This window comes from Pseudomonas sp. CP4, from assembly GCF_047758505.1.
GTDB classification, from domain to species: domain Bacteria; phylum Pseudomonadota; class Gammaproteobacteria; order Pseudomonadales; family Pseudomonadaceae; genus Aquipseudomonas; species Aquipseudomonas fluorescens_AO.
Genome location: NZ_CP180489.1, coordinates 3370324 through 3386166, shown reverse-complemented (window position 1 = coordinate 3386166; position 15843 = coordinate 3370324). Strand labels below are relative to the sequence as shown.

The window sequence follows — 15843 nt, the reverse complement described above, 5'->3', positions numbered from 1 at the left end:
TTATTGAGGAGATCGAAGATGCGCTGGTCGGGATGGTCGTTGCTGTTGGCGCTGCTGTCGAGTGAAGCGTGGGCTCAGGCCTGCGTGGTGCACACACAGGGCGAACGGCTCGACGTCAAAGTCTGTCAGCAGAACCGGACGATTCCGCAGAAATTGTTCAATGATGGCTTCTGCCAACCGACGCTGGCCGGGCAGAAGGTCGAGGTGCGATACGTCGACCAGTGCCCCAGCGGCGCTTTCGGCGTGTGCAGCAACGCGCAAGTCGCCAATATGCCCTATCGCCAGGATATCCACTATTACGGCGTGGCCACTGATGCGGCGTATCTCAAGCCGTATTGCGAAGGCCAGAGCCAGGGCGCCTGGCGCAAGCCCTGAATTTCAGCCGAGCCAGTCGAGGGTCAGCAGCAGACGGCGCTCACCGGGCGCCGGTTGCGGCGAACGATGGATCAGGCCGAAGCCTTCATTGCCGTGCCATTTTTCGCCTTTGAGCAACGCGACGTCGCCGCTGTTGAGCTGGCGAATCGACGCTGCACCTTGCGGTTCGGCATTGGCCTGGCCAAGTTGCAGGCGATCCATCGCGCCCTCCTCAAGCCATTGGCTGCCAATGCCAGCGTAAGTAGTGATCAAGCGCACCGGCACGTGATCGACGTGGAAACGCGGACACATGGCCTTGTCCAGCACACGCAAACGCACGCCGATACGCCGCGCACCGAGCAGGCAGGCGAAGGCACTGATCAGCCATTTAAGATCGCTCATGAAACCTTCGAAACCTTGCAGATCACGCAGCCCTGCAGCCAGACCGGCGAGATCCGGTTCGGCATCTTCGTCGGGCAATTCCAGACACAGCGACTCGGCCAAGGGCTCGTTGAGTGACAGCACCAATTGCGCAAAATCGGCAATGTGCACGGGCAGCTGACGTTGCCAGACGGCGAGATTGGTCTGGTCTTCCAGGATTCGCGTCAACGTTTGCGGGGTCACGCCCTGGTGCTGATGACGGGTAAGCAGCGGCTGATCTTTGAGTGCGAGCATCAGGCGGCCTCTTCGTGCCAAGGACCGAATGGATCAGGCAGCAAGCGCCAGCCTTCTACACCCGTTGCCATTTCTTCGTCGGTCAAAAGGCAGGCATCGAGTTCGGCGGACAGTTGTAGGAAATCTATGTTTTGACCGATGAAAACCAGCTCCTGCCGGCAGTCTCCTACGCTTTGGGTCCAATTTTCCATGATCGTCTGGACGCTTTCCTGATCCTCGGGCCATTGATTCTTTGGCACGAAACGCCACCAGCGACCGGCGAATCCATGCCGCATCAGCCCGCCGGCCTGCGACCAGCTACCGGCATCGGTGGGTTTGCTGGCGAGCCAGAAGAAGCCTTTGGAGCGCAGCAGCTTGCCGTTCAGCCAAGGCCGATCGATGAAGCTGAAAAAGCGTTGTGGGTGAAATGGCCGGCGGGCGCGGTACGCCGTGGAGGCGATGCCGTATTCCTGTGTTTCCGGGACGTGCTCACCGCGCAATTCCTGTAGCCATCCGGGCGCTTGTGCGGCCTGTTCGAAATCGAAACGACCGGTGTTGAGGATTTTCTCCAAGGAGATTTCGCCCATCGTCATTGGGATGATTTCAGCCTGGGTATTCAGGCGCTTGAGGATGGCGGTGAGTTCTTCACGCTCGTGCTGGCTGATCAGGTCGATTTTGCTGATCAGCAAGACGTCGGCGAATTCGATCTGCTCGATCAGCAGATCGGTGATGGATCGCTCGTCTTCTTCACCGAGCATTTCGTCGCGAGAGGCAAGGCTCTCGGCCGCCTGGTAATCCAGCAGGAAATTCACCCCGTCGACGACCGTGACCATGGTATCCAGGCGCGCGATGTCAGCGAGGCTTTGCCCCTGTTCATCAAGGAAGGTGAAGGTTTCAGCGACCGGAAGCGATTCGGAAATGCCGGTGGATTCGATCAGCAGGTAATCGAAACGATCCTCGCGAGCGAGTTTGCTGACTTCTTCAAGAAGGTCTTCACGTAACGTACAGCAGATACAGCCATTGCTCATTTCGATGAGCTTTTCCTCAGCGCGGTTCAGGCGGACATCGCGCTGGACTTCACTGCCATCGATGTTGATTTCGCTCATATCGTTGACGATCACCGCAACGCGCAAGCCGTCTCGGTTACGTAGTACGTAATTTAAAAGTGTACTTTTTCCAGCACCGAGAAATCCTGAAAGTACGGTGACGGGCAATTTGGCTGACATTGGATAATCCTTGTTAAGGGCAGCCGATCTGCGCTTTAGATCGCTCTTGGCGTATCGCGCTTCATGTATGCGGGGCAATGAAGGCAATCGATTGATCGGCAACTCAGGCTGGTAGCTGATTATGTTATAGTATAACAACTAAATCTTGCCAGTCCGACCCAGGATTTCGCAAATTGCCGCACCACCGACCGTGGGAATTCCCAATGAACAACGGGTTGAAATACCTGCTTTTGAGCTTTGCTATATCGCTGGCCGGCCAAGCCCAAGCGCAGATGCCGGCGCTCGCGCACTGCACACGCAGCGCTATTCTGCTGGCGTGCGTGGACGCCGACGGCAATGCCTATAGCGTCAATACGGTGGGCACCACGCTTTACCTGCGCGGATACGAGAAGGACGGCCATCGCTATTGGGCGCAGACCAACAGCCGTTTCGGCCAATTAACCTTTTTTACCGGAATCGCCTCCGATGGCGAGGCTTGGGTTGGCTATACCCGTCGTGTCGGCTGGACGACCATCAACCGCTTTTCCAGTTCAGGCGGTAGCAGCGCAAGGTTCACTTGTAGCCGAATGACGGGCTGCTAGTGAAAACCTTTTCATGAAAAAAGCATCGCCCAACGGATTGTTATAATGTAACGTTAAAAGAGGTCAATACGACGGTCTCAACCATGAATGCTCTTACTCTCCCGGATATCGCCGCACAATCTGCACGCCAGGCAATGCCTCTCGATTGGGTGGGAATGCGTGAGATCGCTCTGCCCGTTTTGCTTGAAGGCCAGCGCCTCAGCGCCAGAGTCGACGCTGGCGTCAGTCTGGATGATAGTGAAGCGCGCGGGATTCACATGTCGCGCTTGTATTTGGCACTCGAAGCGCTCGAACAGCGGAGCCTTTCTCCCGCTTTATTGCGTCAAGTACTCGAGTGTTTTTTGGCAAGCCACCGAGGCTTATCCGAGTGCGCATATCTGAATGTTCACACTGACTTGCTGCTGAAACGACCCGCGTTGGTCAGCCCCTTAGCCGGCTGGAAATCCTATCCGGCGTTCATTTCAGCGAGCCTGAAACAGCAAATGTTCCACGTGGAACTAAAAATTGAACTGCCCTATTCCTCGACTTGCCCATGCTCCGCAGCCTTGGCAAGACAGCTGATCCAACAGCAATTCATTGACGATTTCGCTAACAAGACTCTGCAACATGAAGATGTCCTGGCATGGCTCGGCTCAACCAAAGGGATCGTAGCGACACCGCACAGCCAACGCAGCTACGCACAACTGCACCTGCAACTCGACAACTTCATCGATGAGCTACCGCTGACCGCGATCATCAATGACGCTGAAGCAGCCCTCGGCACCGCCGTGCAGACCGCAGTAAAACGCCCCGACGAGCAAGCCTTCGCACTCGCTAATGGGCAGAACCTGATGTTCTGCGAAGACGCCGCGCGCCGTCTCAACCTGGCACTGCAACGCACGCCCGGCATCAACCAATTCCACATTCGCGTGATCCACGCCGAAAGCCTGCATGCCCACGACGCTGTTGCAGAGAGCAGTTGGCAACGGGAGCAGCCATGATCCGCTGCCAATCGCTGGTCTGGGGCACGCCTGGCCAACCGCTGACGACGCCTCTCAGTCTTGAGTTCGAAAGCGCCAGCCTGACCGCCATCATCGGCGCCAACGGCTGCGGCAAAAGCAGCCTGCTGAAAGTCATCGCCGGTTTGCAAAAACCTTTGGCTGGCAAAGTAGACATGGCTGTTCCACGACAAAGCGGAATTTCCTTTCTGCCGCAACAGCAGCACCTTGATCGCCAATTTCCAATCAGCCTCGAAGAGCTCATCGCCGCAGGTTTCTGGGGCCGTCGGCTCTCGACACAACTGCGCACACAGCGACTGAAAAACGCATTGGAAGACTGGCACTTGAGTGGGCTCGAACAGCGCCCGTTGATGGCTCTGTCAGGCGGTGAGTTACAACGCGCCTTGCTCGCACGCCTGAGCCTCGCTGACGCCCCGGTGCTGTTGCTCGATGAACCGCACGCCGCGCTCGACGAACTTGGCCAGCAACTGCTCTGGCAACACATCCACCACTGGCACGCCGAGGGCCGGACACTGGTCGTGATCTGCCATGATCTCGCGGCTGTCCGCCAACACATTCCGAATACCCTGCTGATCAAAAACGGCCACTGCGTGTACGGAACCAGTCGGGAACTGATCCAGCCGACAGCGCGCATGCAGGTGGCCTGATGCTCGCCACCCTCAGCCATTTCTGGCAACCCTTCGGCGACTTCGTGTTCATGCGCAGGGCCTTGCTTGGCGGCTTGGTGCTGGCGTGCAGCACGGCACCCTTGGGCGTGTTTCTGATTCTCAGACGGATGAGTCTGATCGGTGACGCTGTCGCCCACGGCATTCTCCCCGGTGCAGCGCTGGGATTCTGGTTTGCCGGTCTGAGCCTTCCCGCCCTCACCCTCGGTGGCCTGGGAGCCGGTCTGAGCATGGCCGGACTGGCGGCCTGGATCACCCGGCGTACGGGTTTGCGCGAGGACGCCAGCCTCGCCGCGATCTATCCGATCTCACTGGCCAGCGGCGTGCTGATTCTCGGCCTCGCCGGCAAACGCCTCGATCTTTTGCATCTGTTGTTCGGCTCGGCGCTAGCCGTGGATGGACCGACGCTGACCGGCATGCTTTGGGTCTCGGCGATCAGCCTCATGGCCATGGCCGCGATCTACAAACCCCTGCTGTTGGACACACTCGACCCGCTGTTCTTGCGCACGGTCAGTCGTCTCGGGCCGCTGGCTCATGGCGTGTTCCTGACTCTGGTCGTGCTGAATCTGGTGATCGGCTTTCAGGCCATCGGCGCACTGATGGTAGTCGGGCTGATGATGCTTCCGGCTGCCGCGTCGAGATTCTGGAGTCGTCGTCTGCCGATACTGATTGCCGTCGCCGCCGTCATGGGCTGCGTGTCGGTGTGGCTGGGTTTGCTGCTGTCGTTCTACTACTCGCTGCCCAGCGGCCCGGCCATCGTGCTGGTCGCGGGGGTCGGCTATCTGCTGTCGGTGGTGTGCGGACCGGTTCACGGTTTGCTGCGCCGCCCGCCTTTGCTCACATCCCAATGAGGTGTTTCCCGATGCGCGCTCTACTCGTGCTGTTCAGCCTGATGCTGTCGATGTCCTTGTCGGCCGCCGAAAAACTGCCGGTGGTCACCAGCTTCAGCATCCTCGCCGACATGGTTCATCAGGTCGGCGGCGAGCACGTTCAGATCACCAACATGGTCGGCGCGGATGCCGATGCGCACACCTACGAGCCGACCCCGGATGACGCCAAGGCGTTGCTCAAAGCCAAAGTGATCATCAAGAATGGCCTCGGTTTCGAGCCTTGGCTGGATCGCCTGGTGAGCAGCACCGACAGCAGGGCGACGGTGATCAGTGCCAGTCACGGGGTGATTCCACGTTCGCTCGATGAAGACGGCGAAACCGTTCCGGATCCACACGCCTGGCACAATCTGGCGAACGCCGAGTTGTATGTCGCCAACATCACCAAAGCGCTGATTGCCGCTGACCCGGCCAACAAGGCTGACTACGAGCGCAACAGCCAGACCTATCTCAAACAGATCTACACTCTGCTCGCCGAAGCCAAGAGCAAACTTGGCGCGCTGCCGCCGGGCAGTCGCAGGATTGTTACCAGCCACGACGCGTTCGGCTATCTAGGTCAGGCCTATGGCATCGACTTTATCGCGCCACAGGGTCTGTCCACCGAACGCGAGCCGTCCGCCGCCGAAGTGGCTGCGCTGATCACGCAGATTCGCCAGGCCAAGGTCAAAGCGGTATTCATGGAAAACATCAAGGACGCGCGCCTGCTCAAGCAGATCGCAGATGAAAGCGGTGCGCACATCGGCGGCACGCTGTACTCGGATGCACTGGCGGAGAGTGGACCGGCGAGCACCTTCACCGGGCTGTTCGAATACAACCTCAATACGCTGTACAAGGCGTTGAGCCAGCCATGAGCTGTGTGGTGTTCTGGCGTTTCGCAAGCAGGCTCGCTCCCACAGTTGGAATGGGTTCCAGCCGGGGAGCGCGGCGAAGGATTTATGCGCGAGGTTTTACCGTACCGCAATCCTGACCCAGCCACACCGCACGGGTTTCCAGACTGCCTTTCTGGTTGATGCCAATGGCGTTGAAGGTGCCTTTGGCGACGGTGGTGAATTCGCGGTCACTGAGGAATGTCGCTACGCCAGTGCCTTGGGCTTTCGGGCAGCTGAAGCGGAATTTCCATTGGTTGCCAGTGCGCTCGGTGATCTGTTGTTTGCAGCCCGATTGCGGGTCGGCCAACGGAATGTCGTTGGTCGCCACTTGCTGCGGAGTCAGGCAGGCGCGGATGCCTTTGCCGCCGATATTGATGCCATTCTTCTCCAGCGCCGCGCGTTGCTGGGGAGTGATCTGGCCTTGGATCTGGCCAAGAATCGATTGCACGTCCATGGCCTGATCATCGACCTTCAGATTGCTCGAAGTCATCTCCCACAATCCTGGCTGCAGCATCTGTGCCTGTGCAACCACCGGCAAAGCCAAACTCATGCCCAGCGCCAAACCCAGCAGACGAACGTTCATCGAGAAACTCCTGATCAGTTGTGGCCGTTAGACGCCGGCCGGTTGCGTCGGTTCATGCACCGATTAAATAGAGACATTCGCCGCGGAACATGGTCTGTTAAGCATTGCATTTCGCGGAGCAAGGCTGCCCCATGGATTTTTTCGGACCGCACATTTTCGGTTACCTGATCGCCCTGTTGCACACACTCGGGTCGATCGCGGCGATCCATGCGGTGCTCACCGTGCGCACCGCGCAAGGCTCGATCGCCTGGGCATTGTCGCTGATCTTCATTCCTTACCTCACGCTTATTCCGTATCTGGTCTTTGGTCGCAGCACCTTCGATGGCTACATCAAGGCCCGGCGCCAGGCCAACGAGCAGATGCGCCTGGCCATCTCCGAATTGAACTGGCGCCCGTGGGTGGAAGAAGCCCTCGCCGCTCGCGCTTCGAGTGCCTACGCCTCACTGCGCGCGATGCCTAAACTGGGGCGCATGCCGTGCCTGGCGAACAACGAAGTGCAACTGCTGGTGAACGGCACCGCGACCTTCGATGCGATTTTCCAGGCGATCGCACAAGCGAAGGAAGCCGTGCTGATCCAGTTTTTCATCATCCACGACGATCGGCTCGGCCAGCGCTTGCGTGACTTGTTGTTGAAGAAGGCCGCCGAAGGCGTGTCCATTCATTTGCTCTACGACCGCATTGGCAGCCACGCCCTGCCCCATCATTACGTGCAAGCGCTGCGTGATGCCGGCGTCGAGGTCAAAGCCTTCGCCACACGCAGCGGCTGGCTCAACCGCTTTCAGGTCAACTTCCGCAACCACCGCAAAATCGTCGTGGTCGATGGCGTAGTCGGGTTCGTCGGCGGGCATAACGTCGGCGATGAATACATGGGTGAGAAGCCGCCATTGGCGCCGTGGCGTGACACCCACGTCAAGGTACGCGGGCCGGTGGTGGCCTGCATGCAGGAATCGTTTGCCGAAGACTGGTTCTGGGCTGCTCGAACATTGCCACCGTTGATCCTCCCGGATGCGTATCCGGAGGATGGCGTGCTTTGCCAATTGCTCGCCAGCGGCCCGGCCGATGCCTACGAAACCTGCTCGCTGTTTTTCGTCGAAGCCATTCATGCGGCAACTCAACGCGTATGGATCACCAGCCCTTACTTCGTCCCGGACGAAGCCGTATTCGCCGCGCTGAGGCTGGCGGTGTTACGCGGGGTCGATGTTCGACTGCTGTTGCCGTCGCGGCCTGATCACCGCATCGTCTATGCCGCGTCCAGCCTGTATGCCTTTGAGGCGGTGCGTGCCGGCGTTCGGGTGTTCCGCTATCGACCGGGTTTTCTGCACCAGAAAGTGGTATTGATCGACAGCGAGATCAGCGCCATCGGCAGCGCCAATCTGGACAATCGCTCGTTCCGCCTGAATTTCGAAGTGATGTTGCTGACCGTTGACAGCGTGTTCGCCGCCTCCGTGGAACACATGCTCAACGAGGACTTCGCCCAAGCCGATGAAGTGGCCAAAGAAGAAAGCCGGGAGATCCACCGCCTGCAACAGGTCGGCATGCGCATCGCCCGGCTGATTTCGCCGATACTCTGAACGCCCTGTTTCAGGGGTGGTAGATGTCGTCGCGGGTCCAAGGCAGTTCGTGGCTGCCATCCGCATGCGCTTTTACGGCGAGGATCTGATGCAGATTGATCCAGCCCCGCGCGAATGCATATGCGCAACCAGCCAGGTACAGGCGCCAGATACGTAACGCTTGCTCGGGTACCAGCTTCGCCGCGGCTTCGAGGTTGTCTTCCAGTCGCTCGCTCCAGTGATCAAGCGTGCGCGCGTAATGCAGGCGCAGGCTTTCGACATCGACGATTTCCAGCCCGGCTTCACTGATCTCGGCTGAGATCATCGACAGATGCGGCAACTCGCCGTTGGGGAACACGTACTTCTCGATGAAGTCCCCGGCACCGCGTCCAACCGGACGGCCATCGGTGTGCTTGGCGGTGATGCCATGGTTCATCACCAGCCCGCCCTCCTTCACCGCGCCGAACAACGTCGCGCAATACTCGGCGAGATTGGCGTGGCCGACGTGTTCGAACATGCCGACGCTGACAACCTTGTCGAAGCGACCGTCCTGCGGCAGATCGCGATAGTCGAGCAACTGCAGCTCGACCTGGTCTTCCAGCCCTTCGGCCTTGACCCGCTCCTGCGCCAGCGCCAACTGCTCCTTGCTCAAAGTGATGCCGAACACTTTTACGCCGAACTCGCGCGCCGCGTACCGCGCCAGACCGCCCCAACCACAGCCGACATCCAGCAGATACTCGCCCGGCTGCAAACGCAGCTTGCGGCACAGATGGCGGAATTTGGCTTGCTGCGCCTGCTCGAGGGTTTCGCTGCCGGTTTCGAAATAGGCACAGGAATACACCATGTCGCTGTCCAGCCACAGCTGGTAGAACGCATTCGACAGGTCGTAGTGGTAAGAAATAGCTTTGGCGTCAGTGTCTTTGTCGTGACGTGCACGCACCGGCTGGCTGCCTTCTTCCTCGTCGAGCAGCGCACTGCTCAATTCGTCGCAAACCCGGATCACCTCGCTGATCGAGCCCTCCAGTTCCAGCTTGCCTTCGACGAACGCCGCACCCAGCGCATCCAGGCTTGGGTGGGTAAATTGAGTGACCATCTGCGGGTCCTTGACGACGATGGTCACGCTGGGCGTCGGGCCCAGATTGAACTCATGGCCGTCCCAGAGTCGCAGGCGAAGCGGTAGCTGCAGGTTCTGCAAGGCCGGTGGAAGTTGCGCGAGCATGGAAAATCCCCCTTGTTTCAGACGTCTGATCTGAGGGTAGACCAACCTGAAAAAATAGCAGGCTATCGATTCGATAAGCCGTGTCTATCGTCACAAGCGCCTCGGCTGAACAGCAGATACCACGCGCCTTACGATAAATGACTGCCTGTTCAGCCCGCGGTTCGATGAATTTTCTTTCATTTCGCCTGAGCGTCGAGCTTGAGCAATGGCTCCTGAAAACGCAGCAAACGTCCGGCGTTGCCCAACACCAACAGGGTACTCAGGTTATGCAGCAGCGCTGCGATCATCGCCCCTGCGGCGCCAAGCCAACCGAAAGCCGCGAAGACCACGATGGCCAGCGTCCAGCCGAGACCGATGATTACATTGACCTGCAAGGCGCGCCGGCACTGACGGCTCAAGCGCACACAGGTACCGAGGCGACGCAGATCGCTGCCGATCAGGACAATGTCCGCCGACGCCAATGCAATGTCGGCGCCGCCAGCGCCCATCGCCACGCCGACGACCCCGGCCTTTAGCGCAAGTGAATCGTTGATGCCATCGCCAACTACCATCGGCCGGAAGCCGTGGTCGATTTCCTTGAGCACTCGGTTTAGTTTGTCTTCTGGTAGCGCTTGCGCCTGGACTTCATTCAGCCCGACTTCCTGCGCCAAGGTTCGGGCGACACTCTGACGATCACCCGTCAGCAGCAGTTGTCGTCCCAGCCCCAGTTCGCGCAATTCGTTCAAGGCAATGCGTGCTTCCGGTTTGACGCTGTCGGCGAGCAACAGCCAGGCGAGGAACTTGCCGTTCAAAGCCAGGCCGGCGATCGGGCCATCATGTTCGGGAACAAGGGCTGTAGTGATGCCCAGTTGCGCGAACAACTCTGGACGACCGAGCGCAGCTTCGCCCTTCCCTGTCATCGCCACTACACCCAACCCTTGGCGCTCATGGATATCAGTTAGAGGCCAATAGGTCTCTTGATCGGCCATCCCCGCAAGTGCCCGGCTCACCGGATGACTGCTTGCCGCGCCAAGACTGGCGGCCAGTGTCTGCGCTTCGGCGGTGTCCGCATTCAGGCTGTCGATCGCCTGCAAGCGCAACGTGCCGTAAGTCAGCGTGCCGGTCTTGTCGACCACCAGCGAGGTCAGATCGGCAAGCTCTTCAAGAAATGCCGAGCTGCGAATCAGAATCCCATGGCGCGCAGCAACGGCGACACCGGCAATTGCCGTGGCCGGCGCCGACAGCACCAATGCACACGGACACGCTGCCACCAACACCGCGAGCATCGCCTGTGCATCGTTGGTGGCGAACCAGGTCACCGCTGACAGCAACAAGACCAGCACCATATAACTGCCGGCATAGCGTTCGAGCAATCGCGTGATCGGCGGTTTCGAGCGCTCGGCGTTCTGCATCAAAGCGATGACTTTGCCCAAAGTGGATTCGTCGCCGGTGCGAGTGACTTCGACACGCAGCAATCCATCGAGGTTGATCGCGCCGCCGAACACCAGCATGCCGACGTCCGCATCCACCGGTACCGACTCACCGGTAATCGACGCCGTATCGAGACTCGCTTCGCCGGATAACACCCGACCGTCCGCCGGCACCCGATCACCGGCCCGCACCTCGACAACATCGCCCGCGCTGAGCATGCCGTTGTCCACTTCGATGATCGAACCGTCCGCTTGTAGCTTGCGCGCATGGCTGCGGGTCAACTGGCCAAGCGCGTTGATTGCTTCCTGGGAACCGATGACGCTGCGCTCCTCGAGCACATGGCCGAAGATCATGATGATCGGCAACAACGCCGCGGTGAGCAGATCACCGGTCGCCCAGGCACCGAGCATGGCCAGCGCGATCAACTGATCGGTGATGCCGTGCAGGCTTGGATAACGCAGGCTGTACCACGCCGAACGCATGACCGGGACCGCGACCAGCAAGGAGGCGAAACCGAGCAGCAATTGGCTGACACCGTTTTGCTCCGGTAGCATCCAGCGCCAGAGCAAACCCAGGCCCAGCAGTCCGAGCGCAAGCATTGCCAGAGTCAATTGCCGCGCGGCGCGACGCTGTTCGGCCGACGACAACAGACTTGGAGCAGCAATGTTCGTGGTCATTGACTGACTCCTTGAATGATCAGCCGGGAATCGTCTTTCGGGTTCACGCTAGTGACCGAGCCGGCCTGACCGAGAATTTTCGGCATGCGCTCGCGATACAGACGCAGGAGCATTTGCGGATCGGCAGACGTGGCCAGACTTGAGACGGTAGCAGTATCGGCCGAGGATTTCGCGAGGCGCTCGCCCGCCTGTGCGTGAGCCACCTGCAGCGTGCGGTCTGCCTGTTCGTTGGCAGATTGCGTGAGCTTTTCCGCCTCGGTTCGCGCGTAGGCCACGGCTTTATCGGCCTGCTGACTGGCGGTCAGGACCGCATTGAAGGCACTGACCGCGGGCTCCGGCAGACTCGATTGCACATCGACTCGCGACACCTCGATACCGATGCCCTGCCCGCTCGCTTTCAGTTCAGCGAGACGCGCGTTGATGCCTCGCACCAGATCACCGCGCAATCGCTCACGGCGCTCGGCTGCCTGATTGTCGGCGCCGATCAATTCCGGGCGAGCGACCAGAATGGTGTCGAGATCTCGCGCGGCGGTCAGGGCCACGGCGCTGCGCGTTACCAACCGATCGAGCGCTGGCAGCACATGTTCGCCCTGTAACACGAACGCATAGGGATCGGAGACTTGGTAAAACACTCGCACGTCCAATTGCACTACGCCGGCGTCACCGGTCAATAAATAACCAGACCCAGCGAGTGCATCGCTCAATGGCGTGGCGAAGGACGCTACCCGGTCTGCCTTCAGCGCCTCGTCACTGCGCAACAGATTTCCTACTCGATGCTCGATCACCCGATCCGCCGCCGGCAACAGAACCACCTGCTCAAACGGCTGCGGCCACGCCCATAACAGTCCGGCATTCTGAACGCGGTCCAGCGCACCGAAGTGCAGTACTACCGCGCGGTTTTGCGGATCAATCTGCCGGACATTCGAGACCGCCCATGCTAATGCGGCCAAAACAGTGATCACATATAAGGCGATGAAGGTCAGACGGCCGGCCTGAATCCACGGACTGTTCAACGCATGTGTTCCACGTGGAACTTCTTCGCTCATGGTTGCGATCCGGCTTTTTTGTCGAGCACCGGTGGGCCGTCGACCAACACACGGAACGGCGCAGCATCGGTGCGCAGAATCAGTTTGGTTTCCGGTGTGACAATGGTGCCGAGGGTATCGAGCGAGCGCAGCAGGTTGTAAAGCTGCGGCGCACTGGCGTAGGCGCGACCATAAATCTGCGCAGCCTCGACTCGCGATTGCGCTTCAATGTCAGCGGCTTTCACCGTTGCATCAGCCTGGACGATTCGCGCATCGCGCTCGGCGGCGGAGCGAATTTGCGCCGCTTCGCGTTTGCCGATCGCTGTACGTTCCGTAGCAATGGTTTCACGCTCGGCGCGCATGCGGTCGACCGTTGCACTGAGCGTGACCGATGGCAAAGTCAGCCGCTCGATACCGACCTGCACCACACGCACGCCATAAGTGGCGAGCAACTGGTGATCGATCTGCTGACGCAACTGCGCTTCAAAATCGCCGATGCGCACTTGTTTGGCATCAGTGTTTACCAGATTGGCCAGATCGAAACTGCTGGCCGTGGTCTCCAGTGCCGAGCCGACAAAGGTGCGAATCTGCCGCGCCGCTTCGTCCGGCTGATTCTGCACGGCCCGCATGAAGCGCTGCACGTGTTCAGGATCACCCTGCACCTGCCACGCGACGTAGGCCTGCACGATGATGCGCAAACCGTCTCGGGTACCGACGTCCTGCAAACCACTTGAGGTGGTACGTAGACGCAAGTCCACCGGGATCGCCGCCTCGAACGGTGCAGGCCATCGCCAACTCAAACCGGGATCAAGCAATACCCGCGAAGGATTACCGAAACGGGTGATGACCGTGGCTTCACCGGAGCGCACTTGCACCAGACTCGCGGCGGCAATGGCAAACGCCACCAGCAACGCAGCCCAAGCCATACGCCGCCATGGAAATGGACCGGCCTCTTGCGGATCGCCGTGATGATGGTGATGACCATGATGATGGTGATGCCCGCTGTGGTCGTGAACGTCTTGAACAGGCGACTGGCTCAATGGGTGGCTCCTGGTTGAGCGGTGGTACGGGCGGGCGACGGATCAGCCGGCAGCGTGAAAGTGCGCAGATCGATGGTTGGCGCATTTGCGCTGCCGCCGAGTCGATGATCGAGCACCAGCAACCTGGCTTTCCTCAAGCCCTGACTGAGCTGGTTGAAATATTGCTCCAGCACGAAGGCCTGGCCAGCACTGGCGAAGGCTTTTTGCTCGGCGCTGAATTTAAGGTCTGCCGTTTGCGCAGCGGCGTTGATTTCCCGCGCATTGGCCGTTGCCTGATCCCGCGCCGTACTCGCCTGCAACTGCGCCTCGTTAGTGGCCTGCGCAGCCGCCCCGCGTTCGCGAGCGATCAACGCCCGCGCGCCGATCTGCGCCGCTTGCACACTGTGATAGGCATTCGCCGCGCCGGCCGGTGGATGAATCGCTTCGACGACTGTGGCGAGGATCTCCACGCCGCTGTTCAATCTGTTCAGATCACTTTGCACTGCGCGACCGATTTCCTCGGCCAGCCCTGCCCTGTCGTCGCCGAGCAGTCCGTCGAGGGTGCGCGAGGCAAAATCGTGAACCAGAATGCGGCTGGCGATGCTGCGAATCAGCGTCGGTACATCGGCGCTGTTATAAGTCGCGGCGAGTGCCGCCTCGTCGTTCAAACCGATGCGATAAACGAAGCGCACGTCCATGTTGACGATTTGCAGGCCCTGCTGCGTGCCCCGGCTGCTGGCGATGACCTGGGACTTGTCATTAACGTGGCTGGCGTCCCACAAACGGTTGGCGGTCAGCGGCGCTGGGCCTTCAGCGGAGTCGGACGGCACGGTGATTGGCTTGTCGTTGACACTGGTCGCCAGTTCATGGACCACGCCGTTTTCAACGGAGATCACACGCCCCAATGGCCAAGGCAAACCGGCATGCAAACCCGGGCCGAAAACCTGTACCGGTTTACCGAAGCGCTCATAGATGCCGCGACCTTGCAGGGGAATTTCATGTACCCCAGTCAGCAACCAACCGCTAAGGGCGACCACTGCCAACACCGGCAACAACGCCCGGCGCATGTAACTGAACGCCCAGATCTGGCGCAGATCAATGCCGAAACGATTGTGCATTTCATGCTGCAAGACCAGCAAAGGCTGCGGCGGCCAACGCAGCATATCGGCGATAAAACTGCGCGCCAGCAGGGTCGGTTCGAGCTGTTCGCGGCGCGGGCTGAAGACCGACAGCGCCGCGCGCAACAACAGTTCAAGGGCAACCAGCATCGGCAAGATTGCGCTGAGCACTGCAACGCGAATCGGCCAGACGGCGTGCTCGCTGGCAAACAACAGACACAGTGCACCGATCAACAGGGTGATGATCACCACGCGGGTCAGTTGCGCCAGCGCAGCCGCTTCTGGCCACTGCGCTGGCGGCTCCTGCGCCAGTTGCCGCTCCAGCACCAGCAAGGCGAAGGCCAGCAACAACGTCAATGCTGCACCAACGTTTGCCGACAGGCCCAAGGCCGCCGCAGGTAAAGCGAGACTCCACACTTGCTCGGTGCTGAGCAGAACCAGCAATGCCCAGCCAGCGAGCCACAATGCCGGCGCGCCGATTTGTCCTAGCAAATACCGGCCGCGCAGACTCAATCGCTCCAGCAGCCTCTCGTACCAACCTTCGGTAGCGACGCCCTCCTCCACCGCGGCCAGTTGCGCAGTTGGCGGATGCATCACCCGCGCGCGCCATTGCGCCACCCACCAGGCCGATTGCAGCCCGGCAACCAGCACCAGCAACGCTGCGCTCTGATTGACCAACAACGGCAACCACGCGGATTGCGGCGCAAATAAGCCGATGAAAAACGCCAACAACCAGCCCAGCCCGGCCAACCCGCCGAGTCCGCAAGCCAGCCAACGCAACTTGCGTCCCTGCTCGGCAGCTTGCTGAAAGCGCGGCAGCTCGGCTACTGGCGTAGCGTCCAACTCAAGATCGACTTGCATATCACCCCGGCTAAATTGGTCTTAGCGTTACGATATAACGAAAATTGTGAAATATTCGTACACATTTACCGCTATTCAAAAATGCCGCAGCTGTCGCTTGCCTGAAGCCTTGACCGAAATGTCCGGCAAAGCTCATATTACGTACAT

The 15843-nt window shown here is 59.8% G+C and carries 15 protein-coding genes; 7 read left to right on the top strand and 8 right to left on the bottom strand.

What is annotated here, in order from left to right:
- The first annotated feature begins 18 nt into the window (after positions 1-18).
- Positions 19-375, top strand: coding sequence for a hypothetical protein (locus ACMYUN_RS15035; protein WP_039757255.1), 357 nt, complete (start codon positions 19-21; stop codon positions 373-375).
- Positions 376-378: 3 nt separating this feature from the next.
- Here the strand turns inward: ACMYUN_RS15035 and ACMYUN_RS15030 are convergent, their stop codons facing one another.
- On the bottom strand, positions 379-1029 hold the full coding sequence (locus ACMYUN_RS15030; protein WP_039757254.1) for a DUF1826 domain-containing protein: 651 nt from the start codon (positions 1027-1029) through the stop codon (positions 379-381).
- On the bottom strand, positions 1029-2234 hold the full coding sequence (gene zigA, locus ACMYUN_RS15025) for a zinc metallochaperone GTPase ZigA (protein ID WP_415761029.1): 1206 nt from the start codon (positions 2232-2234) through the stop codon (positions 1029-1031). Before zigA ends, ACMYUN_RS15030 begins: the two co-directional genes overlap by 1 nt.
- A 203-nt stretch (positions 2235-2437) precedes the next feature.
- Between zigA and ACMYUN_RS15020 the strand changes: the two genes are divergently transcribed.
- From ACMYUN_RS15020 to ACMYUN_RS15000, 5 genes are all read left to right on the top strand, one after another.
- The gene (locus tag ACMYUN_RS15020; protein ID WP_415761028.1) at positions 2438-2815 is read left to right on the top strand and encodes a glutamine synthetase; all 378 of its coding nucleotides are present in this window, start codon (positions 2438-2440) and stop codon (positions 2813-2815) included.
- Between the two features lie 83 nt (positions 2816-2898).
- Positions 2899-3795: a GTP cyclohydrolase FolE2 gene (folE2, locus tag ACMYUN_RS15015; RefSeq protein WP_415761027.1), complete on the top strand. Its 897-nt coding sequence runs from the start codon at positions 2899-2901 to the stop codon at positions 3793-3795.
- Positions 3792-4460, top strand: a complete 669-nt coding sequence (locus tag ACMYUN_RS15010; RefSeq protein ID WP_415761026.1) for a metal ABC transporter ATP-binding protein — start codon at positions 3792-3794, stop codon at positions 4458-4460. Before folE2 ends, ACMYUN_RS15010 begins: the two co-directional genes overlap by 4 nt.
- Positions 4460-5329 carry a metal ABC transporter permease gene (locus ACMYUN_RS15005; RefSeq protein WP_415761025.1) on the top strand — a complete coding sequence of 290 codons (870 nt, stop codon included), beginning with the start codon at positions 4460-4462 and terminating at the stop codon, positions 5327-5329. The genes ACMYUN_RS15010 and ACMYUN_RS15005 overlap by 1 nt, the downstream gene beginning before the upstream one ends.
- An 11-nt stretch (positions 5330-5340) precedes the next feature.
- Positions 5341-6216, top strand: a complete 876-nt coding sequence (locus ACMYUN_RS15000) for a metal ABC transporter substrate-binding protein (protein ID WP_415761024.1) — start codon at positions 5341-5343, stop codon at positions 6214-6216.
- Positions 6217-6298: 82 nt separating this feature from the next.
- On the opposite strand, the gene ACMYUN_RS14995 is transcribed toward ACMYUN_RS15000, so the two are convergent.
- Positions 6299-6817 (bottom strand): DUF3617 domain-containing protein, encoded by a 519-nt coding sequence (locus tag ACMYUN_RS14995; protein ID WP_415761023.1) that lies wholly within the window; start codon positions 6815-6817, stop codon positions 6299-6301.
- A gap of 131 nt (positions 6818-6948) precedes the next feature.
- Here ACMYUN_RS14995 and cls point away from each other — a divergent pair, with 131 nt between their 5' ends.
- Entirely contained in the window at positions 6949-8388 is a 1440-nt protein-coding gene (gene cls / locus ACMYUN_RS14990; RefSeq protein WP_415761022.1) for a cardiolipin synthase, read from the top strand.
- 10 nt (positions 8389-8398) lie between these two features.
- On the opposite strand, the gene cfaB is transcribed toward cls, so the two are convergent.
- From cfaB to hflK (ACMYUN_RS14965), 5 genes are all read right to left on the bottom strand, one after another.
- Complete coding sequence (gene cfaB, locus ACMYUN_RS14985) at positions 8399-9586, bottom strand: C17 cyclopropane fatty acid synthase CfaB (protein WP_415761021.1); 1188 nt, start codon at positions 9584-9586, stop codon at positions 8399-8401.
- Between the two features lie 176 nt (positions 9587-9762).
- A complete protein-coding gene (locus ACMYUN_RS14980; RefSeq protein ID WP_415761020.1) occupies positions 9763-11673 on the bottom strand; it encodes a cation-translocating P-type ATPase in 1911 nt (636 codons plus the stop codon).
- Positions 11670-12719 (bottom strand): protease modulator HflK, encoded by a 1050-nt coding sequence (gene hflK, locus ACMYUN_RS14975; protein ID WP_415761019.1) that lies wholly within the window; start codon positions 12717-12719, stop codon positions 11670-11672. The genes ACMYUN_RS14980 and hflK (ACMYUN_RS14975) overlap by 4 nt, the downstream gene beginning before the upstream one ends.
- Positions 12716-13738 (bottom strand): protease modulator HflC, encoded by a 1023-nt coding sequence (gene hflC, locus ACMYUN_RS14970; protein ID WP_415761018.1) that lies wholly within the window; start codon positions 13736-13738, stop codon positions 12716-12718. The genes hflK (ACMYUN_RS14975) and hflC overlap by 4 nt, the downstream gene beginning before the upstream one ends.
- Positions 13735-15696, bottom strand: coding sequence for a protease modulator HflK (hflK, locus tag ACMYUN_RS14965; RefSeq protein ID WP_415761017.1), 1962 nt, complete (start codon positions 15694-15696; stop codon positions 13735-13737). The genes hflC and hflK (ACMYUN_RS14965) overlap by 4 nt, the downstream gene beginning before the upstream one ends.
- Between the last annotated feature and the right edge of the window lie 147 nt (positions 15697-15843).

Bases quoted from the DNA above. Each gene is read 5' to 3' on its own strand.
- cfaB (WP_415761021.1), bottom strand. From the start codon at position 9,586: ATGCTCGCGCAACTTCCACCGGCCTTGCAGAACCTGCAGCTACCGCTT.
- ACMYUN_RS14995 (WP_415761023.1), bottom strand. From the start codon at position 6,817: ATGAACGTTCGTCTGCTGGGTTTGGCGCTGGGCATGAGTTTGGCTTTG.
- cls (WP_415761022.1), top strand. From the start codon at position 6,949: ATGGATTTTTTCGGACCGCACATTTTCGGTTACCTGATCGCCCTGTTG.
- ACMYUN_RS15010 (WP_415761026.1), top strand. From the start codon at position 3,792: ATGATCCGCTGCCAATCGCTGGTCTGGGGCACGCCTGGCCAACCGCTG.
- ACMYUN_RS15035 (WP_039757255.1), top strand. From the start codon at position 19: ATGCGCTGGTCGGGATGGTCGTTGCTGTTGGCGCTGCTGTCGAGTGAA.
- hflK (WP_415761017.1), bottom strand. From the start codon at position 15,696: ATGCAAGTCGATCTTGAGTTGGACGCTACGCCAGTAGCCGAGCTGCCG.
- ACMYUN_RS15000 (WP_415761024.1), top strand. From the start codon at position 5,341: ATGCGCGCTCTACTCGTGCTGTTCAGCCTGATGCTGTCGATGTCCTTG.
- zigA (WP_415761029.1), bottom strand. From the start codon at position 2,234: ATGTCAGCCAAATTGCCCGTCACCGTACTTTCAGGATTTCTCGGTGCT.
- hflK (WP_415761019.1), bottom strand. From the start codon at position 12,719: ATGAGCGAAGAAGTTCCACGTGGAACACATGCGTTGAACAGTCCGTGG.
- folE2 (WP_415761027.1), top strand. From the start codon at position 2,899: ATGAATGCTCTTACTCTCCCGGATATCGCCGCACAATCTGCACGCCAG.
- ACMYUN_RS15005 (WP_415761025.1), top strand. From the start codon at position 4,460: ATGCTCGCCACCCTCAGCCATTTCTGGCAACCCTTCGGCGACTTCGTG.
- ACMYUN_RS15030 (WP_039757254.1), bottom strand. From the start codon at position 1,029: ATGCTCGCACTCAAAGATCAGCCGCTGCTTACCCGTCATCAGCACCAG.
- ACMYUN_RS14980 (WP_415761020.1), bottom strand. From the start codon at position 11,673: ATGACCACGAACATTGCTGCTCCAAGTCTGTTGTCGTCGGCCGAACAG.
- ACMYUN_RS15020 (WP_415761028.1), top strand. From the start codon at position 2,438: ATGAACAACGGGTTGAAATACCTGCTTTTGAGCTTTGCTATATCGCTG.